Source organism: Ruegeria sp. O6, from assembly GCF_056535045.1.
The window spans coordinates 134732-153354 of record NZ_JBQERM010000001.1; the positions used below are offsets into that span (position 1 = coordinate 134732).

Annotated in this window: 19 protein-coding genes; 8 read left to right on the forward strand and 11 right to left on the reverse strand. The window is 56.4% G+C overall.

The window, feature by feature from the left end; genetic code table 11:
* Positions 1-9 precede the first annotated feature (9 nt).
* The 6 genes from ACR0DY_RS00700 to ACR0DY_RS00725 all read right to left on the reverse strand — a co-directional run bounded on the left by ACR0DY_RS00700 (position 10) and on the right by ACR0DY_RS00725 (position 5197).
* Positions 10-1236, reverse strand: a complete 1227-nt coding sequence (locus ACR0DY_RS00700) for a CpaE/TadZ family protein (RefSeq protein ID WP_480480654.1) — start codon at positions 1234-1236, stop codon at positions 10-12.
* Complete coding sequence (locus tag ACR0DY_RS00705; RefSeq protein WP_480480656.1) at positions 1236-1883, reverse strand: TadE/TadG family type IV pilus assembly protein; 648 nt, start codon at positions 1881-1883, stop codon at positions 1236-1238. The genes ACR0DY_RS00700 and ACR0DY_RS00705 overlap by 1 nt, the downstream gene beginning before the upstream one ends.
* A complete protein-coding gene (locus ACR0DY_RS00710; RefSeq protein ID WP_480480658.1) occupies positions 1880-2377 on the reverse strand; it encodes a TadE/TadG family type IV pilus assembly protein in 498 nt (165 codons plus the stop codon). The genes ACR0DY_RS00705 and ACR0DY_RS00710 overlap by 4 nt, the downstream gene beginning before the upstream one ends.
* A 13-nt stretch (positions 2378-2390) precedes the next feature.
* The gene (locus tag ACR0DY_RS00715) at positions 2391-3929 is read right to left on the reverse strand and encodes a pilus assembly protein TadG-related protein (protein ID WP_480480660.1); all 1539 of its coding nucleotides are present in this window, start codon (positions 3927-3929) and stop codon (positions 2391-2393) included.
* An 8-nt stretch (positions 3930-3937) separates the two neighbouring features.
* On the reverse strand, positions 3938-4897 hold the full coding sequence (gene cpaB, locus ACR0DY_RS00720) for a Flp pilus assembly protein CpaB (RefSeq protein ID WP_480480662.1): 960 nt from the start codon (positions 4895-4897) through the stop codon (positions 3938-3940).
* A gap of 135 nt (positions 4898-5032) precedes the next feature.
* A complete protein-coding gene (locus ACR0DY_RS00725) occupies positions 5033-5197 on the reverse strand; it encodes a Flp family type IVb pilin (protein WP_267367933.1) in 165 nt (54 codons plus the stop codon).
* Positions 5198-6095: 898 nt separating this feature from the next.
* On the opposite strand from ACR0DY_RS00725, the gene ACR0DY_RS00730 reads away from it, so the two are divergent.
* Together ACR0DY_RS00730 and ACR0DY_RS00735 are read left to right on the forward strand one after the other, a co-directional pair.
* Positions 6096-6560 carry a helix-turn-helix transcriptional regulator gene (locus ACR0DY_RS00730; protein WP_480480665.1) on the forward strand — a complete coding sequence of 155 codons (465 nt, stop codon included), beginning with the start codon at positions 6096-6098 and terminating at the stop codon, positions 6558-6560.
* A gap of 471 nt (positions 6561-7031) precedes the next feature.
* Positions 7032-7217 (forward strand): hypothetical protein, encoded by a 186-nt coding sequence (locus tag ACR0DY_RS00735; RefSeq protein ID WP_480473092.1) that lies wholly within the window; start codon positions 7032-7034, stop codon positions 7215-7217.
* Between the two features lie 235 nt (positions 7218-7452).
* Here the strand turns inward: ACR0DY_RS00735 and ACR0DY_RS00740 are convergent, their stop codons facing one another.
* Positions 7453-8457, reverse strand: coding sequence for a hypothetical protein (locus tag ACR0DY_RS00740; RefSeq protein WP_480897675.1), 1005 nt, complete (start codon positions 8455-8457; stop codon positions 7453-7455).
* A gap of 222 nt (positions 8458-8679) precedes the next feature.
* On the opposite strand from ACR0DY_RS00740, the gene ACR0DY_RS00745 reads away from it, so the two are divergent.
* The 3 genes from ACR0DY_RS00745 to ACR0DY_RS00755 are packed head-to-tail and all read left to right on the forward strand — an operon-like array spanning position 8680 to position 11284.
* Complete coding sequence (locus tag ACR0DY_RS00745) at positions 8680-9231, forward strand: PepSY domain-containing protein (protein ID WP_480897677.1); 552 nt, start codon at positions 8680-8682, stop codon at positions 9229-9231.
* Positions 9232-9269: 38 nt separating this feature from the next.
* Positions 9270-9929, forward strand: coding sequence for a response regulator transcription factor (locus tag ACR0DY_RS00750; protein WP_209503754.1), 660 nt, complete (start codon positions 9270-9272; stop codon positions 9927-9929).
* A complete protein-coding gene (locus ACR0DY_RS00755) occupies positions 9929-11284 on the forward strand; it encodes a sensor histidine kinase (protein ID WP_480545517.1) in 1356 nt (451 codons plus the stop codon). The genes ACR0DY_RS00750 and ACR0DY_RS00755 overlap by 1 nt, the downstream gene beginning before the upstream one ends.
* A 125-nt stretch (positions 11285-11409) precedes the next feature.
* Here ACR0DY_RS00755 and ACR0DY_RS00760 read toward each other — a convergent pair whose 3' ends face one another.
* The 4 genes from ACR0DY_RS00760 to ACR0DY_RS00775 form a co-directional block, all read right to left on the reverse strand.
* Positions 11410-12591, reverse strand: a complete 1182-nt coding sequence (locus tag ACR0DY_RS00760; RefSeq protein WP_480480673.1) for an ammonium transporter — start codon at positions 12589-12591, stop codon at positions 11410-11412.
* 209 nt (positions 12592-12800) lie between these two features.
* Positions 12801-13268 carry a CinA family protein gene (locus ACR0DY_RS00765; RefSeq protein WP_480480675.1) on the reverse strand — a complete coding sequence of 156 codons (468 nt, stop codon included), beginning with the start codon at positions 13266-13268 and terminating at the stop codon, positions 12801-12803.
* Positions 13265-13762, reverse strand: coding sequence for a phosphatidylglycerophosphatase A family protein (locus ACR0DY_RS00770; RefSeq protein ID WP_480480677.1), 498 nt, complete (start codon positions 13760-13762; stop codon positions 13265-13267). Before ACR0DY_RS00770 ends, ACR0DY_RS00765 begins: the two co-directional genes overlap by 4 nt.
* Positions 13759-14889, reverse strand: a complete 1131-nt coding sequence (locus ACR0DY_RS00775) for a bifunctional 2-C-methyl-D-erythritol 4-phosphate cytidylyltransferase/2-C-methyl-D-erythritol 2,4-cyclodiphosphate synthase (protein WP_480545519.1) — start codon at positions 14887-14889, stop codon at positions 13759-13761. Before ACR0DY_RS00775 ends, ACR0DY_RS00770 begins: the two co-directional genes overlap by 4 nt.
* Before the next feature lie 181 nt (positions 14890-15070).
* On the opposite strand from ACR0DY_RS00775, the gene dusB reads away from it, so the two are divergent.
* Genes dusB through ACR0DY_RS00790 form a run of 3 tightly spaced genes read left to right on the forward strand, consistent with a single transcriptional unit; the run spans position 15071 to position 18506 of the window.
* Positions 15071-16054, forward strand: coding sequence for a tRNA dihydrouridine synthase DusB (gene dusB, locus ACR0DY_RS00780; RefSeq protein ID WP_480545521.1), 984 nt, complete (start codon positions 15071-15073; stop codon positions 16052-16054).
* Positions 16051-17139 carry a two-component system sensor histidine kinase NtrB gene (locus ACR0DY_RS00785; protein ID WP_209503761.1) on the forward strand — a complete coding sequence of 363 codons (1089 nt, stop codon included), beginning with the start codon at positions 16051-16053 and terminating at the stop codon, positions 17137-17139. Before dusB ends, ACR0DY_RS00785 begins: the two co-directional genes overlap by 4 nt.
* Positions 17139-18506, forward strand: coding sequence for a response regulator (locus tag ACR0DY_RS00790; RefSeq protein ID WP_480480683.1), 1368 nt, complete (start codon positions 17139-17141; stop codon positions 18504-18506). The genes ACR0DY_RS00785 and ACR0DY_RS00790 overlap by 1 nt, the downstream gene beginning before the upstream one ends.
* Positions 18507-18623 lie beyond the last annotated feature (117 nt).

The window sequence follows — 18623 nt, forward strand, 5'->3', positions numbered from 1 at the left end:
GATCTCCCATTATGCAGTTTTTTGTGTGGCTGGCCGGGTGCCTTCGGACATGGACGCAGCCAGTTTCGTCAGGGCCTTGCCAAGATCCGAATGCGGCTTCATGTCCACAATCGGTCGTCCCAGATCGACCGCGTTTCGCGCAATCTTGGGATTGTCCGGCAGCCAGTGCTTCAGTTTCGTTTCCAGCACTTTTTCGGCCTCGCGAACGTGTGCGGGTTTGATCAGCGTCTTCCGTTCGCGGTTCACGACAACCTCGACGGGCAGGGCCACGTTCGCCTCGCGATAGAAATCGATCAGGCGCCGGGTCTGGCGAACGCATGGAACCGTCGTGTCAGTAACCAGCGCCAGTTGGTTCGCGCGTTTGAAAATGGGTTCGACCCATTCCACAACGGCACAGGGCAGGTCGATGACAACATAATCGTACCGGCGCTGAAGCAGGTCGAGCATCCCTTCGATCAAGCCCGGTCGTATGGACTGAAGCGGAACCAACGGCGCGGGCGCGCACAACACATCCATGCCGAGCGTGTGGTTCTGAAGGATTGATGTCAGGAAATGATCATCCGGCTCTTCCTGGTTTTCGATGAGCTGGAGGCATCCTCCATTATCTTCAAGATCCAGAAACACGTTCGCGTTTCCAAATTGCAGATCGAAATCCAGAAGCGCGACGCGGCTTTTCGCCTTTTTCCTAAGGAATGATCCTTTTCCGCCCGCCAGCGAGCAGGCAAGGTTTACGGCGACCGTCGACGCTCCGATCCCACCGCGGGATTTTGCAACCGGGATCACCGTGCCAAGGGCAGAGGGGCCATTTTGAATGTACCCTTGCGGAAGTGAACGGGAGGAGATTTTTTCTGCTACTGCGGCTTTCAGCCCATCCTCGTCAATGGACAGGGGCAGAACCTCGTCGATGCCGATTTTCCGCAACTCGCGGGCGACCGAGATCGAAACGTCATTCTGCGTCAGCGCAACAAACAAGGTGTCGTCTTGTCGATGGGTCAGCAGGTCTTTGACAGCCAGAACCTCGCCCGCGTCGCAGGGGTCGATTTCAAAAATAACCAGGTCATGCTTGAATGCCAGATTGCGCGCCGTGCCGTTCAACGCTTTGAACGAACCCGCATTCTCTGAGATTTCGTTATTTTGACCGGCGGGAAAGGCATTGGCGACCACCTGAGCGACGGTTTCGCTTTCAGATACAAGCATGACGGAATGTGAATTGAGATTGGAAACGTTCTTAACCATTAACCTGACTCTCCTGATGCCAGGTCTTCGGCAGGCAGCGAAACGCTGAAATTGGAAAACCCGGCTGTTGAAGGAATTGTGCTGCTGGTCGCGCCCGCGGCATTTGCAAGCGCGGCCAGCGGCGACACGAACTGAAAATCATTCAGGTTCAGCTCAACCGTGACCATGGGTGTGTAAGGGCCACCCAGGAAGCCCAGATTGGAATTGAAGTCATAGGAAAACTGCAAGGCGTCAATCGTCGTGCCGGGGGGCAGCAACGGGTTGATGCGCCCCCAGATTTCAGATGCTGTGGTGTTGGTGGCGTCACCCACACAAGCTGGCGTTACGGGGTCGGCACATACGCCAGCCGACGCACTGCATGGGGTGCCAAAGCGAGGGGACAACGCGGATGTTCCCCGCGTGTGGGTTTGTGGCACACCCGGACAGGCCGCAGGGCGCACCACAGCGATGCGCGCCGCCAACTGTGCGGCTTTTTGCGCGTTCACTCCGCTGTATGATAGCCGGCCAAAGTCCAGCAATGCCAGGAACAGGAAGGAAAACAGGGACACAACCAAGGCAAACTCAACAAGAACCCCACCATTTTGGTCGCGCAGCATCTGGTCCGCGACCTGGCGCAAGATGGCGCGGTTATTTCGCAACCGTGTCATTGGCCAAATATCCGCGATGTGTCAGCGACGTCGGTGGTTATCGATGACGCGCCGCTGCCGAAAAGCTTCAGAATGCCCCCCAGCGGAAACTGAACGGTGATATTGGCGCTTACCTGACCGACGGGTGCCGGGTTTATGCGATACGTGCCCGACACGCAGGACAAGCTGGGCGTTACTGAGTTGACGGTTATACTGGGTGGAAACAGGCTGTTGCCATGAATGTCACGCTCGACAATCCCTTTCAGAGTTGTGCTGAGCCCCGCGACAGTTCCGCCAGACGAACAGATATCCGAGGGCGTGACGCGCGACATATAACGGCTGGCATCACGGACCCCGGCAATGACCGACTGGTACGACCACATGAGGCGTGCGGATTCCAATGTCACCGCCAACAGCAGCAGCATAATCGGCATGACAAGGCCAAACTCGACAAGGATCGCACCATCTTCGTTTTTGGCGAAGCGTTTGAAAGGGGATCTGAGGCGAATACACATGAACACTCTGCCCCTATCGATACAACTGTACGACGTCGCGAAAGATGCCGCCGAACCCGTTGCCGCCGCTGCCAACACCGGTCACATCGGGGAAACCGACGACCTCTCCGTGGATGTCGAAACTGGGGGGCGAGCCGCCGTCATCACCCACCGGTTCAGTCAGGAACACGGCAACAAATTTTGTGACTGGAACTCCGGTGGTCGAACCGGATACCGGGTTTTGCGCGCAATCAACACCAGCAGCCGTAACAACGCGCCGCGCCGGGTCTTCGGACATCTGGCTGGAACACATCGGGCGGCCGGTTTCAGCAAGCGAAGGGTCCAGAATGGAGCTTGCGTTCGGCGGCGCGTGTGGGTTTGAATTTCCGTAGGCTATTTCCCTCAGATACATTCCGTACCGCGTTCCTGCGAAAACGGTATCCGACCCGGACAGCGCGGGCAGATGTGTGTCGCTGCCGATGCCGTCGGCAATCCCATCTGCCAGATCGTGGTTTCGATTAAGGTACCCGGTTCGATCCCAGTTGCCGTCACCGAAACGGTTGTTTCCACCGCAGGTGCCCGCCGTCATGCACAGGTCGCGCCCCAAACCTGTTGTATCAGGGGTCGTCTGTTCATTACCCTGAATGCAAGCGCCGCCACCGTTGCTTTCAATCCCCTTGATCACATTTGGTGCGGGCGCGAAATCGATATTGTTCTTCTCACCGTTGAGAACCGAGCGGTAGATGTCAAAGCGGACGTTGAATGCAGCGTTGGTAATGCCGTTTTTCTGGCCGGGTTCGGTGTTCAGACCATTGGTCAGAACACATTGGGTGATCTGGCTTTGCGCCGCGATCAGACAGGCCAGCTTATTGCCCCCTTCGTCGGCACATACACCCGAGCTGTCTTGGAAATTCGCCAGATCAATAAAGCCGAAATTGCCCGGACCCCAAGCCGTTCCGTTGCCGCCACTGCGCAGCAATATCTGGTCGCCTACGGTCAAAGTGGATTCCCAATTCGGGGGCAGGCAGAACATTAGGGGTGAGATATCGCACGCCGCTTTCGAGTATCCGGCCACTGCCTCGGCTGAAACGCTGGCAGCAGAAAACCCAGCCCCACCAAGCATTTTGTCCAGCGCCGAAGCCAGGCTCATCGTCAGGGATTTAGGTGTCAACACGATCTGCGCGAACCTGGCCTTTCGTGGATCGGTTGTAATATCTGCGCCAAGCGGGGTCAGATCCGATGCCGGAAGCGCCGAGTGAAACAGGAGGGTATAATCCGAAGATCCTGAAAGCGTGGTCGCCCCGTTTGCGAATGTCTGGCTGTCGCTGACAAGATTTGCTGCTGCATTTGTGGCTCGCGTAATCGCGTCCGGTTGGCCGTCCAACTCTCCCGCTGCGGCCAAAGCTACGTTGTCGGCGAATGACTGAAGCTCTGCATGTGTCGAATTCAACCGGCCAACGTCCAGTGTGATTGCAAAGAACCCAAGGAATGCGACCAAAGCAGTGCCCCACAGGATCGCGACGGTGCCGTTCTCCTCTTGGGCGAATGCGGATATGATAGCGCGAGTTGGCATGGCTGAACTTATTGACCGGGTGTCTGACTGACTTTGATTGGGCGAATGCGGGGTTTGACGCGCGGAGTCGCGGACGCCGGCGCAAGCTGCGCATCTTTTTGGGTATCAGGTTGCAATTCGGCGGCGGGCGCAGTTTCTGTTGCCTGTTCCGCTTCTTCCTGTTGCCGCTGGATGGTCACAACCTCAGTCTCGGTTCCCCGGCGCAGCTTTACAGTGGGTTGAATATCCACCTTTTCTACCGGTCCTTCCTCCTGCAACAGATCGCGCAGGCGAACCATCTCCATGGGTTCATCCTCGACGCTGTCCAGGGTGCGCAGTGTCAGGCTCAGGGTTCCGGCCTTTTGAGCCAGGGCCAGACGTTGACCTTGCTGCGGGGTCACTTCCACCGTAATCGTGCGGGCGACCTCCGGCTGATCGCTTAATTCTTCCGACTGCTGGTCCACGCCAATGACGCGAATATTCTGCAAGATGGTGACCGCGCGCAGGTCCTGCTTGGCACCTTGGGTCAAGACGATATCAACGTGATCGCCTGGGGTAACAAAACCGCCCACGGCTGTTACAGCATCGACCTCGATCGCCATGGCGCGTGTGTTTTCACCCAACTTCTGAACAAGGGTGACTTTTTCTCCAAAGTTCGAAACCTTGGAAAGAAGCATTACTTCGCCGGGATAGAACCGGCCCTTGGCGCGCCGCAGCTGACGGCGATTGTTTGGAACAAGTACATCAATGTCCGTGAAAACTCCGGCCGGGAGCGCCTCGCGCGGCCAGGGGTGAATTGTGACGTCGTGCGCTTCGATCGTTTGACCAAACGCGATTTCTGATCGGGCCACGTAGATCTCAACCAGATCGGCATCTGGCGAGACACCGGCAGTGCTTGTCTTAAACTGAATGTGATCTTTCGCCAGGTAAACGGAACCGGACGCTATCGCAATTCCAAACAGTGTAGAAATGATTGGCCTGATACGCATCACTCTCTCCAACAATTACGTTCTGAAATATGGAACTTCGGTCGTCTTGTTTTCGCGAAATTCCTGGCGGTGAACTCTGCGCCGCAACAGTGGCGCGGCGGCACAGAGCTCTGTATTTTGGTAAGTGTGTTTGGGTCAGCAGGTCGCGCTACCCAGAGCAGCGCATGCACCAGTCACGTTTGTGTTGGTAGTGGTGCCCAGATACGAGAATGCGCCAACTGCAATCGACGCCACGACCAAAAGAGCCAGGCCATATTCGACAATTGCTGCACCGCTTTCATTCTTAACAAACTTCTTCATGAATTTAGTCATTATTTCCCCCAAATAGGTTAGACGTTATCAGCGCTCCGTATTCTTGAGCGCAAGCCAGGCGAAAATGCATTAGCTCGGGAATCAGAATAGGAACGGGGGAAATGCGTGCCTTCCTTCAAAGGTAATTGAAATACACCTTTTGGTTGAATCAATTGAAGAAAATCACCCTTTTGGGCGAATACATTTAACCCTGCGTTAACAACGTATTAACGTTCAGCGAATCGCCCTTTTTCGGAAACAATGAATTGAGCCGGGTCGCAATTGTGAGCGGGATGGTGGTTGATTTTTACTGACCGGTCTGGCGTTTGCGGATTGGCATCGTGCGGTTCAGTGATGACAAGACTTAGAAAAGCATATTAAAAACAGATATATAAAGTTTCTTAAAAGCCTTTGTTTGAAAACTTCCCGCGCAGACAAGCCGATAATTCCGGTTGCTGTGACTTCGAAAGGAACACAAATTTGTTGTAGTAACCCGAACCTGTTTGTTTGGTCGGTCTGTTTAGTTGAATGGTTAATTGTTATGAGTGTGAGTTTTTTAAAGAGCGCTCAGGCGAGGGAGAGTCTGGACTTTGTAGTGGAGTGGACTCAGGCCCTATGCGGTAATGGCTCCGTGTCTCGATCCGTAAATTGTTTAATGCGCCTGGCAAATGCTGATGCGGTTCTAATTGTCAGAATGCAGAAAAAGGATTGGAAGGCAAAGCATATTGCGCGCTGTTGTGTCCAGCAGGGGAAAATCTGGCCTTCACAGCCGCAAACGCAGGCAGAGTTGGTTATTGGAGAATGTATATCAACGGCAAGGCCGGGTTCAGTCTGGAAACTATCAGACTTGGTGTTATCCGACGCATCACCAATCTCCCATTGTCGGCCCCAAAGGCCTGAGGGGCTGGTGGAGGTTATCCTGATTCCGCTGGACGTAACCGGGGCGCAGGTTGATTACATTGAGCTTCACTACAGTATTCACCCGCAGACCTTCGAACTTGATCTGATAAGTGCGCTGGCTCCAACATTATCGTCTGGCTGGAGCAAACGCTTGCCTGGAACAGTTGCTGCCAACTCCGAGGTTCTTCGGAGTCACCGGTCCAAGTTCAACAGCAACAATCGCTTTGTTCCGATCCTTGATCCACATAATCCGGCCGACCTCAGCAGATGCGAGTTTCGGGTATGTGCGATGATGAAAGAGGGAATGACAGTGAAGACGATTTCGGAGACTCTGTCCATTGGCCCGACAACAGTTCGCTCGCACCTAAGTTCCATATTTTCCAAAACAGGGGCGACGAGCCAGGTCGAGCTTTTGCATCTATTGAACCGAAGCGTTGATGCTGACAGGGGTTTTGCTCAGATCGCGGGTTAGCGAACCGAATGGATTGCTATCAGGACGGTCTGAAGACCTTTTCTTGATCTTTTAAGGATCCATCTGTCGTCATGGTCCTACCCATTGTTGTTCCATGACGGTCGAACAACTGCTGAACTTAGTCGCAATTTCGTCGGCTGTCTTGTAAGTTTCTAAATTTCGGCCGCAATTTTGCTCTCTATAGCAATGTAGGGAATCTGACTCGTTCGCCATGACCAACTGCCGCTTTCGTGGGGAGGAAACAACCCTACGGAGTGGGGAGAGCGCGTCAGATTTTTATGCTCTTCCAGTTTGATTGTATCTGTTGACGAAAAAATATCCTGTTTTGTTAGCTACTTAGTCGTTGTTCATGATTTCGCGACAACATTAACATAATGTGAACAATGTATTCTCTGAGTGTTCAACTGGCTCGGGGCATACTGATCGCACAGGCCGGGCAAACCACGTCCGGTTGAATGGAAGGGGAACAGCATGATCAAGACTGCTATTGAGGTTGCGCCGTATGCATGTGCGACAATGCAACCCCATAATCCCGTCATGAACGGCGAAGTTTCAAGTAATACAAATTCGAGCAGCAGTCGCTTCCCTCCTATCGAAAATGCACTGACAGAAATCGTAAATAACAAGCGACTAGAAGAGGCGAACCGGGACTTCTGAAAATCAGACGTCCGATGGATTTCCGGATCAACTTGATCAGGGAAAGATAAAGCCCGCTCCGAATTGGAGCGGGCTAAATTTTTTCTCAGTAACCTTTGCCAACTTGCGTCGGGCATAAGCGCAATACAACCTGGCGGTCAGGATCTTAATGAGAAAGTCGGGCCAGCCAAACGGCTGGTAATCACTTAGCTGGCCCGGTCTTCTGCCCACTTCATGAGAATGAAGGCAAAAGCTATTAGCTATCCAATCCGAGCATTGCCTTTACAGCAGCCTCGACCTCGTCGGTGACGGGTTTGTTCGCAGCGTCTTCCAATGCTGCGCGCTCATCGAGTGACTGCTGCTCAACGGCGTCTGCCAGGTCTTCGACGTCTTGCACGGCTTCCTCGTACTCCAAGGCAGCCTGTTTTTCGGCATTCAGGCTGTCAGCGGCATCTTTGGAAGCTTGCAGATCATCGTTTGCGTCCTGAAGTGCGTCCTCGATATCAGGATTGGTGCCTCCCGCATCTGCCAGTTGCTGTTCGAGATCATCGACGATGTCCTGCTTTTCCTGAACATCGGCCAGCGCATCCTCAAGGTCGTCATTGATTTCAGCGCTGGAGCGCTCCGGCGGGGTCATATCATCCAGAAGGTCTTGTTTTTCGGCAAGCTCAGCTCGGATGCTGTCGCCAGCCAAAACCGTGTCGCGATAGGTTGCAATGCGACCGACGCGCGAATTCGGAGCAGCGTTCTGAAGGGCCTTCTCACTTGCGTTGGCTGCGTTCAGTGCGCCCAGTTCCGAAGGGTGGACGCCCAGCGCGGCAGCCAGTTTGTTCCCTTTCTTGTGGGAATCGGTCAGGTCCGTTTCCTCGACTTGAACCTTGGATTTTGTCGCGTGCGCTGACGGTGCGGTCTTGGTCTGAGTTTTCTTGGACTTCTTACCGGTAAACAATTCTTTCAAAGAGAACGATTTTCCCTTCGAAGATTTTGACTTCGAACCCTTTGCGCCAGAGGTAGTGCGCCCCGACTTACCGGCGGATTTTGAACCACCACTTTTAGCCGCCCCATTACCGCCGCCTTTGCCATTTCCGGCGCCGTCGCTGTTTCCTTTACCGCCGCCGTTTCCTTTACCGCCACCATTGCCCCCACCGTTGCCATTACCGTCTTTGGCATAGGCCACATCAGGAAGGGCAACTGCCGCCACAATTGCGGTGGAGCCCAACATTGCGATTGCGAGAGCGGAGGCCTTCAGCACGCCGGTCAAATTGGTTTTCATAGCGGTCCTCGTAGGTCGAACGCGGGTTTCATTTGGGCCGGCAGTGTGTTTCGCGCTTTGCACACACAGAAAACGCTTGCCGGAATCAATATCTGACAGGTGCTATCTAAACCCATCATCATTGAACCCACGCCGAACTGTTCGTTCATCGCCAGTTCATGTTGAAATCGATAGATTGTTAAGGTGGTTGCGCAGTAAAGAGTGCTGAAGATGAGAAAGCTCTTAACCATCTTGTTTCTTGTTGCCGTTCTCCAGCCCGGAGAAGGCAATGCAGCCGTTCGTGAGCTGAAGCAGGCAGAACTGCGCAAAGCAACAACCTCGGGCAACGCAATCCGGTTGCAGAAAGTCATCAAAGGGGTCGAACAGGTCTTTGGCGGTACGCCCATTGATGCGCGAGCTTTTCAGGCCGACAAAGTTTACTACCGCGTGCTGGTTAAAAAACCGAACGGGAAGATTGTCAGTGTTATTGTTAACGCAAAAACCGGCGTTGTCGTTTCCAACGGGTCCAAGATCGGCAAACAAATCTCAGAAGCGGCCAAATCTGCGCCCGGAAACTCGGCCAATGCGAAATCTCAAGGCAAGTCTTCTGCTAACGCAAATGGTGGTCAAAGCGGCAACCGTGGGAACAGCGGTGGCGGTCGCGGCAATGGTGGCGGCAATTCCGGAGGTAACGGTGGCGGCAACTCCGGTGGTAACGGTGGTGGCAACTCGGGTGGTAACGGTGGCGGAAACGGCGGCGGCAACGGGGGTGGTAAAAAGTAATGGTTAAACTGCCATTCGCACGCCTATAATTCCCAAGTATGAGAGTTTTACTGGCAGAAGACGAACCGCACCTTTGCGAGCAGATCAAGAAACTGTTGAACGCTGAAGGTCGGGTCGTGGACATTGTGAACAGCGGCCTGGAAGCTTTGCATCTGGGTGCAACAGAACCCTATGACATGATCATCCTCGATATTGGATTGCCGGAACGCGATGGCATTTCAGTTCTGCGGGAATGGCGCAGCGCGGGCATCAAGACCCCGGTGCTGATCCTCACGGCCCGCGATGGCTGGAGCGAAAGGGTCGACGGATTGGACGCAGGCGCGGACGACTACATGACCAAGCCATTCCATATGCCCGAACTGGCAGCGCGGGTCCGTGCCATACTGCGGCGGCAGAGCGGTCAGTTGAATCCCGTCGTCGAAATGGGAAATGTTGTGCTGGATACCCGCAACGGGCGTGTAACGGCGGATGGCGTGCCCATCGACCTGACCGCGCAGGAGTTGGCTGTTCTTACATATCTGGCCCATAATGTTGGGCGTATGATCTCAAGGACCGAGTTGTCGGAACATATCTACGAATACGATGGAGACAGGGACTCGAACACCATTGCCGTCTTCATAACCCGTCTGCGCAAAAAACTTGGCCCTGATCTGATCACAACGATTCGGGGCCGCGGATACATGATCGACTCTGCCTGATGTTATCCCTGCGTCAACGGGCTCTACTGGGGGGGATCGCGTCGGGTGCCCTTTCAGTGGGTGTTGGTACGCTGGCCGTGTTCTCGTTCATCAATGCCCGCGTTTCAGACAGGTTTGATACCGCACTACTTGATCGTCACACGCAACTGGTCGTTGGGTTGAGCGTTACGACCCATGATCCGGATGCGCTGCGGGATCTGATGTTCGATCCAGCCTATGGCACACCGTATTCCGGCAGATACTGGCAAGTCAGCAACAGCGAAGGCGAGATCTTTACCTCGGCTTCCCTGTTCGACGAAGTCATTGCCGAACCCCCTGGGAACCCTGATGTAACGACGCTTTGGAACACGCCCGGTCCGGAAAGCGAAGCTTTACGAGGAGCCTTTCAGAAAATTACTTATGAGGATGGTACGGTCTGGGGGGTAAGCGTTGCCGAAAGTCAGGCCCAGCTTGTCGCGGAACGTCGCGCTGCACAACAAAACCTGCTTCCGGTTTTTGCGCTGGTCGGTCTGATCGGTGTCGTTGGATCGCTACTTCTGACGTCAATCATCCTGACGCCACTCAGAAAGCTGCGGACGGATGTGGCGCACCGTTGGGATCGGGACGAAGACCTTAGACCAAGCGATTATCCAGAAGAGGTGTCTCCTCTGGTCGAGGATTTGAACCAGCTCTTGCGCCGAAATCGGGAAATCGTATCAGGATCACGTCGTCAGGCGGCAGATTTGGCTCATGCCCTGAAAACACCTACTGCGATCATGCGCAATGAACTGGTGCTGTTGTCCGAAGCGGGAGGTTCTACGGATACTGCTGTGGAAGCTCTCGACCGTATTGACGCGCAACTGGGCCGGTCTTTGGCCAGAATGCGGGCGCTGAACACTGCAGATTTGACCCATTCTCGTACTGATCTGTCTCATTCGATTGATCGACTGGCGCGGCTGTTCACGACCATGGCCGAGCGCGATGGAAAGTCATTGAAAATTGAGCGCGACCCGGGTCTTTGGGTGCGTATGGACGCGCAGGATATCGAAGAAGTTTTGGGCAACCTGCTGGATAACGCGGTCAAATGGTGCAAACATAAGGTCCGCGTGACGGCCATGAGAACCTCGAACGGGATCGAAATTGTGATTGACGACGATGGTCCGGGAATTCCTCAGGACGCTCACCGCGAGGCGCTGCGATCGGGGGGGAGGCTGGATACCTCTGTTTCGGGCAGCGGCCTTGGGCTGGCCATCGCGGTTGATTTGTTAAAGGCCTATGACAGTCGACTTGATCTGGGTGCATCCAGCTCGCTTGGCGGTCTGGAATGCCGGATCGTAATTCCGAAGGGAACCAATGCGCATCCTGCGACGGGCTGATCATTTGCCCTGAAGGTTTAGGGTACTTTGGGTGTGACGTAGGTGGACAAGGCGCCAAAACAAGAAAAGCGGACCCATGACAGGTCCGCTTTTGCCCTTGCGGGCGATAGGCAGCCAAGGTGGGCTTAGCTGCTCATGTCATAGGCCCGCTCACCATGTACCGAGAGGTCGAGGCCATTTGTCTCGGTCTCGGCGTTTACGCGAAGTGGTGTGATCAGTGCAACCAGTTTGACCAACACAAACGTGACAGCTGCCGCAAAGACACCCACGATAACCAGCCCGCCCAACTGTGCGGTCCATGTGCCAAGGCCGAACAGGGCGATCATGATGGTGCCGAAGATGCCTCCGACGCCATGTACCGCGAACACGTCCAATGTATCGTCGATATTCAGCTTGTTGCGCACTAGACTGACGGCTTCCTGACACAGAATGCCCGCGACAGCACCGATGATGAGGGCCTGAACCGGACCCACAAAACCCGAAGCGGGCGTGATCGAGGCCAGACCTGCAATTGTCCCGGTGACAAGACCCACCATCGAGGCTTTGCCAAAGCGGATGCGTTCCCAAAGCGCCCATGTCAGTGACGCAGTTGCGGCGGACAGGTGGGTAACGGTCATCGCCATCGCAGCGCCACCGTCCGCGGCCAGTTGCGAACCGCCATTGAAGCCGAACCAGCCGACCCACAGCATCGCGGCGCCGACCATGACATAGCCGGGATTATGCGGCGGGGTCGTTCGGTTTCGGCGCGGGCCAAGGATGACGGCGATGATCAGGGCTGCCAGACCAGCGGTTTCGTGCACCACGATACCGCCAGCGAAATCACGCACGCCAATGTCACCCAAAATACCACCATCGGACAGCATTCCACCGCCCCAGATCCAGTGAACCACCGGCGCATAGCACAGCAGCATCCACAGCGCCGAGAAGGTGAGCACAAAGCCAAAGCCCACCCGTTCAACATATGCGCCCACGATCAGGGCCGGGGTGATGATGGCAAAGGTCATCTGAAAGGCAAAGAACAGGATTTCTGGGAGAGTGCCAGCAAGGCTGTTCACATCAACACCGTTGAGGAAAGCCTTGCCCAAACCACCCCAAAGCCCACTTTCACCGGGTCCAAAGGCGATGGAGTACCCGGCCACCAGCCACAGAATGCTCATCAAACAGGCAATGGCAAAGCAATGCATAAAAACGCTGAGCACGTTTCGGGCACGTACAAGCCCGCCGTAAAACAAGGCCAGACCCGGTAATGTCATGAAAAGGACCAGTGCTGTAGCAACTATGATCCAGGCTGTATCGGCTCCATTCATGGGCCGCTCTCCTTTTCCCTGCATGGTTTCCCGGGCAGGTCATCTGACAACGCCCGGGATCGAGTGAGTGTATGTGCAGAGCCTTGAAGCGGAGGGCAGGTGAGGAAAAAAGAGGCAATACCCGAATTGGTCGCCTATTTTGTCGCCTTTTGTTCAAGTGATGACAGTTTTGGCGGCTATGGGCAGATAATGCCTAAAAAAGGTGCGCGTTATGAAAGCCCGGTCAGAAGCAACGCCAGCGCATGATCCCGCGCGGCGCGGCGCACCGCATCCCGCCCTTGCGCGCCAAACTCAATCGTTTCTGTTCGGGTTTCCCGGCCTTCTCTGGCCAGTCCGAAACATACGCGCCCTTCGGGTTTGAATTCAGACCCGCCCGGCCCGGCAATGCCGGTAATCGCGACGGCAAGCTGCGCTTGTGAGTTGCGCAATGCGCCTTCGGCCATTTCGCGAGCGACCTGCTCGGACACTGCGCCGAAAGCCTGCAGGGTTTCTGCCAGCACACCCAGCATGTCCTGCTTGGCCCCGTTGGTATAGGTAACAAAACCCCGATCCACGACGGCCGAGCTGCCGGGTATATCCGTCAGGGCCGCAGCGACCATACCGCCGGTGCAGCTTTCCGCAGTGGCGATCATAACGCCCTGCGCTTTGGCGCGGTTCAGCAGGTCGGGCACGTTCATAGGCCCAGAACCCCGTGCGTGATGCCAGCCAGAACCATCACGCCAACGGCTGCGAAAATACCCGCAATCACGTCGTCCAGCATCACTCCCATAGGATCGCCGCGACGATCTGCCCAACCGACGGGGCCGGGTTTGGTGATGTCGAACAGGCGGAACAGAGCGAACCCGGCAACCCAGCCGGGCCAGAGGGCGGTAATGTCGATCCCATGCGCCCAGGACGGATATGAGATCGCCCAGAGGGCAATGAACTGGCCCGCGACCTCATCGATGACGATTTCCGACGGGTCGTGATCGTCCTGGCCGTCGGTCATCACGCGCGTGGCCCACAGGCCGCCTGCGAACACCACGAGCGTTGCGATTGCCAGCAATGGGAATCCGCCCAGCGTGTGCAGGACCCAAGCCATCGGCAGCGCGGCCAGCGAACCCCAGGTGCCGGGGGCAGGGCGTATATATCCGACGCCGCCAACGGTGCCAATCAACTGCGCCGCGTTCATGATTTCACCAGACAGGCCGTCGCAATCGATGCGATGCCTTCACTGCGACCGGTGAAGCCCAGACGCTCGGACGTGGTGGCCTTGATCGAGACCTGATCGGCACGCAAGCCCATGATTTTGGACATTTCTTCGCGCATAACAGCGGCGTGAGGGCCAATCTTCGGGTATTCACAGACCAGCGTACAATCCACGTTCGAGATGCGATACCCCATCTGTCCAGCCAGTTCGACCGCGTGACGCAGAAAGATCTCGCTGGCGGCCCCTTTCCATTGCGGATCCGAGGGCGGAAAATGCTGTCCGATATCCCCTTGCGCCAATGCGCCATAAATCGCGTCGGTTACAGCATGCATCCCGACATCCGCATCCGAATGCCCCTGCAACCCGCGATCATGGGGAACCTTCACACCGCAAAGGACCACATGATCCCCGTCGCCAAATCGGTGCACGTCATAGCCGTTGCCAAGTCTTACATCCATATCCATTCCCATGATACGTTCCGCCCGGGCAAAATCCTCGGGGCGGGTGATCTTCAGGTTGTCCGCATCGCCCGGTACGATGCAGACATCTACCCCCGCCGCGCGTGCAACCTCAACATCATCAGCAGCACCGCCCGGATGCGCCGCATGGGCGGCGGTGATGGTGTCATAGTGAAAGCCTTGCGGTGTTTGCGCCGCAAACAGGTTGCTGCGGTCTTGTGTGCCAGTCACGGCCCCGTCTTGTCCTATCCACAAGGCGTCAGTCACCGTCAGTCCGGGGGCGGCGGCCTGATGTGCATCCAATGCGTTCAAGACGTCCTGAATGGTGCGCGACGAAACGCAGGGTCTGGCAACGTCATGAATCAGGACGCGCTTCACGTCGAGGTGCGCCAGGGCCTTCAAACCGTTGCGCACAGAACCCGCGCGATCCGTGCCGCCCGTGGCGAGGATCAGATCGGTGCCACGAAACTCCTCCCAGGCCAGAGTGTCTTCGTCGGATAAGACCAGAACGATATGGGCGACCTGTCCGCGGAACCGATCGATTGTCCAGTCTGCCACGCGGCGGCCTGCAAGGCTGCGCCACTGTTTTGGGACGTCGCCCCCGGCGCGTAAGCCGCGGCCTGCGGCGACTATGATGGCAGCTGTGGTCATGCCGGGCGCCCTCCATTTTGTTGCGTTTGTTTAGGCGGCGGTGATTGCAGAGGCAATCACCTATGGTCTTGTGATTAAAAAATAGGCATTTGATGGTTTTGCAGGCTTGTTGCGCGTCGTTTTGTTGTTCATATGCGTAGAATTCGATATCAGAACTGCAACTGCCCAAGGATTAAGCACGTTGACTTTGCGCTTCGCTGACAAACTCGTAACACCGCCGGTTTTGCTGGCCCCGATGGCCGGAATCACGGATCGCCCGTTTCGGGATCTGGTTATGCGCTTTGGCGCCGGCATGGTCGTCAGCGAAATGGTCGCCAGTCAGGAAATGGTGCAGGCCAAACCCGGAGTGCGGGAGCGCGCCGAACTGTCTGCAGATGTGGAAAACACGGCGGTGCAACTGGCAGGGCGCGAGGCGCATTGGATGGCCGAGGCCGCCCGTCAGGTTGCTGATCGGGGCGCGCGGGTGATCGACATCAACATGGGGTGTCCCGCCAAGAAGGTGACAAATGGGTATTCCGGTTCGGCCCTGCTGAAAACACCGGACCACGCACTGAGGCTGATCGAGGCCGTTGTCAGTGCAGTTGACGTTCCGGTGACATTGAAAACCCGTCTGGGGTGGGATGACACCCTGCTGAATGCGCCCGAGGTTGCGCGCCGTGCACAAGAGGCAGGCGTTCAGATGGTTACGATCCACGGACGCACGCGATGCCAGTTCTACAAGGGGCGCGCTGACTGGAGCGCGATCCGGGCCGTGAAACAGGCTGTGTCGATTCCGGTTATTGCGAACGGAGATATTGTAGACACAGCAGCCGCAAGAACCGCTTTGGAACAATCTGGTGCAGATGGGGTCATGGTCGGGCGTGGCGCACAGGGTAAACCCTGGCTTCTGGCGCAGATCAGTCACGACCTTTACGGGGCGGATGCGCCGGATATTCCGGTCGGGAATGACCTTATCGACATGGTGCGCACGCATTATCAGGCGATGCTGGGATTTTACGATGCCGATCTGGGCCTGCGTGTCGCCCGCAAGCATCTGGGATGGTATATGGATCAGGCCGCAACCCCTGCGCCGCTGCGGCGGGCTGTTCTGACGTCGCGCAGCACGGATGATGTCCTGCGTCTGCTTGGGGACGCACTTGCCGAAACGGGCGAGGTGGCAGCATGAATTCCAACGCCAACATCTGGAACTCATTGCCGGTTCCGGCCTTCATTATTGACGAAAACGACCGCATCGCAGATGTGAATTCGGCGGGCGAGGGGTTTTTGAATGCCTCGCGCCGGTCGGTAATCGGGCATCCGGTATGGGACCAGATCGCCGTTGACGCACCGCTGGAGGAAGCATTCCTGCGCGCCCGCTCGCAAGGCACGCCACTGTTCGTAAACGATGTGGATGCGGGTTCAGGGAACCGTGCGCCGTTGCAATGTGCGTTGCAGATCGCGCCTCTGGTCGGCCATCCGGGGTCGATGATCATGATCATATCTCCTCGTGAACTGGCGGGCAGGATGACCTTGGGCAACACGGTCAAGTCAGCGGCGCAGTCGGCGATTGGCATGGCCGAGATGCTGGCGCACGAGATTAAGAACCCGTTGGCAGGGATTACCGGTGCAGCGCAACTGCTGAGCATGAACATTTCGTCACAGGATCTTGAACTTACAGACCTTATTGTGGCCGAAAGCCGCAGGATCGTGAAGCTTCTGGAGCAGGTCGAGCAATTCGGCAACTTGCAGAAACCGGACCTCAGGCCGGTCAACATCCACGATGTGCTGGACCGTGCAAGGCGGTCCGCGCTGCTGGGATTTGGCGCGGATATGACAATCATCGAGGATTACGATCCTTCATTGCCGCTGGCCTATGGCGATCCGGACCAGTTTCTTCAGGTGGTTCTGAACCTGCTGAAAAACGCATCCGAGGCTGCGGGGCCGCAGGGTGGTACGATCCGTCTGCGCACTTATTTCGAACATTCCTTCCGCCTGCGCCGAAGCGACGGATCGGGTCATTCCCTGCCGTTGCAGATCGAGATCATCGATGACGGTCCGGGCCTGCCCGAGGATATCCGTGGTGATATCTTTGACCCGTTCGTGTCGGGCAAGGAAAACGGCACTGGTCTGGGGCTGGCGCTGGTCAGCAAGATCGTTTCCGACCATGACGGCTGGATTTCCGCCGACTCCGTGCCCGGCCGCACCGTATTCAAACTGTCGCTGCGCCGCGCGCCGCGAGATGCAACCGAACACAAGAAGGAGAGCACCTGATGGATGGCACCGTACTGGTTGCGGATGACGATCGCACAATCCGCACCGTTCTGACTCAGGCGCTGACGCGGGCCGGATGCAAGGTGCACGCAACATCTTCGCTGACCACCCTGATGCGTTGGGTCGGCGAAGGCAAAGGCGACGTGGTGATCTCGGACGTTGTCATGCCCGATGGCAACGGGCTGGAGATGCTGCCGAAGATAGCAAAAGATCGCCCTGGATTGCCGGTTATCGTGATTTCCGCGCAAAACACGATCATGACCGCAATTCAGGCGGCTGAGGCCGACGCATATGACTATCTGCCCAAACCGTTTGACCTGCCGGATTTGATGAAACGCACGGCGCGGGCGCTGGATCAGAAGCAGCGCGCACAGCCGGAACCCATACAGGCAGGTGGTGAACGCCCGGATGAGCTGCCTCTGGTCGGCCGCACGCCAGTCATGCAGGCTTTGTATCGGTTGGTCGCACGCGTGATGAACACCGACCTGCCGGTTATGATTTCGGGTGAAAGCGGAACGGGTAAGTCGCTGATTGCCCGGGCAATTCACGACTTTTCGGATCGGCGTACATTACCATTTGTCACAGTCACCGCAGCCGACCTAAGCGATCTGGAGGGCCCGGCCCGCGTGATGGCGCGGGTGCGTGGCGGTACGCTGCTGATAGATGAAATCGCGGATATCGGCGATGAAATTCAAGCCCGCGTGGTGCGTATGATGGATACGCCCGGTGATCATGTTCCGCGTTTCATGGCGACCAGCCAGACAAACTTGACCGATGGGATGGAAAACGGCCGTATCCGTCAGGACCTGTACTATCGTTTGTGCGGGGCGACGATTCACGTGCCCTCATTGCGCGAAAGGGTCGACGATATACCGCTGCTGGCCGAACATTTTCTGGCCCGGGAGGAGAAGGAAAATGGCAACAAGCGGTGGCTCAGCCCGGAAGCGGTTGAGTTGGTGCGGCGCTATTCATGGCCGGGGAATGTGCGGCAACTGGAAAACGCCGTTCGCCGTTTGGGGCTGACCAGTCGGGCAGATGAGATTTCAAAGGCCGAGGTGGAAATGGTGTTGGGCAGCCAGCCCGAAGCTGCACCGGTTCTGAGCGGCGGCGAACGCGAGAAGCTTTCAACCTCGGTCGAGCGTCACCTGCGACGGTATTTCGATCTGCACGGCAATATATTGCCGCCACCGGGCCTCTATCAGCGGATTTTGCGTGAGGTTGAGGCCCCGCTGATCGAAATCGCACTGGATGCAACTGGTGGGAACCAGGCAAAATGTGCTGATTTACTTGGGATTAACCGAAATACGCTGCGAAAAAAGATTACAGATCTCGATATACAGGTGACACGGCGCCGCAAACTGATGTAATATCGCCACACAAACCGTGGCATCCCGGCATCTGTCGGGAAAAGATCACGATATATGGCGGTAAGCCGCACATGCGGCACATCAGGATGAGGGCAGACGGTGGCAACCCGAGCACAG

Coding starts and splice junctions, on each gene's coding strand:
- ACR0DY_RS00700 (WP_480480654.1), bottom strand. CDS start 1,236: ATGGTTAAGAACGTTTCCAATCTCAATTCACATTCCGTCATGCTTGTA.
- ACR0DY_RS00705 (WP_480480656.1), bottom strand. CDS start 1,883: ATGACACGGTTGCGAAATAACCGCGCCATCTTGCGCCAGGTCGCGGAC.
- ACR0DY_RS00710 (WP_480480658.1), bottom strand. CDS start 2,377: ATGTGTATTCGCCTCAGATCCCCTTTCAAACGCTTCGCCAAAAACGAA.
- ACR0DY_RS00715 (WP_480480660.1), bottom strand. CDS start 3,929: ATGCCAACTCGCGCTATCATATCCGCATTCGCCCAAGAGGAGAACGGC.
- cpaB (WP_480480662.1), bottom strand. CDS start 4,897: ATGCGTATCAGGCCAATCATTTCTACACTGTTTGGAATTGCGATAGCG.
- ACR0DY_RS00725 (WP_267367933.1), bottom strand. CDS start 5,197: ATGAAGAAGTTTGTTAAGAATGAAAGCGGTGCAGCAATTGTCGAATAT.
- ACR0DY_RS00735 (WP_480473092.1), top strand. CDS start 7,032: ATGATCAAGACTGCTATTGAGGTTGCGCCGTATGCATGTGCGACAATG.
- ACR0DY_RS00745 (WP_480897677.1), top strand. CDS start 8,680: ATGAGAAAGCTCTTAACCATCTTGTTTCTTGTTGCCGTTCTCCAGCCC.
- ACR0DY_RS00750 (WP_209503754.1), top strand. CDS start 9,270: ATGAGAGTTTTACTGGCAGAAGACGAACCGCACCTTTGCGAGCAGATC.
- ACR0DY_RS00755 (WP_480545517.1), top strand. CDS start 9,929: ATGTTATCCCTGCGTCAACGGGCTCTACTGGGGGGGATCGCGTCGGGT.
- ACR0DY_RS00760 (WP_480480673.1), bottom strand. CDS start 12,591: ATGAATGGAGCCGATACAGCCTGGATCATAGTTGCTACAGCACTGGTC.
- ACR0DY_RS00765 (WP_480480675.1), bottom strand. CDS start 13,268: ATGAACGTGCCCGACCTGCTGAACCGCGCCAAAGCGCAGGGCGTTATG.
- ACR0DY_RS00770 (WP_480480677.1), bottom strand. CDS start 13,762: ATGAACGCGGCGCAGTTGATTGGCACCGTTGGCGGCGTCGGATATATA.
- ACR0DY_RS00775 (WP_480545519.1), bottom strand. CDS start 14,889: ATGACCACAGCTGCCATCATAGTCGCCGCAGGCCGCGGCTTACGCGCC.
- ACR0DY_RS00785 (WP_209503761.1), top strand. CDS start 16,051: ATGAATTCCAACGCCAACATCTGGAACTCATTGCCGGTTCCGGCCTTC.
- ACR0DY_RS00790 (WP_480480683.1), top strand. CDS start 17,139: ATGGATGGCACCGTACTGGTTGCGGATGACGATCGCACAATCCGCACC.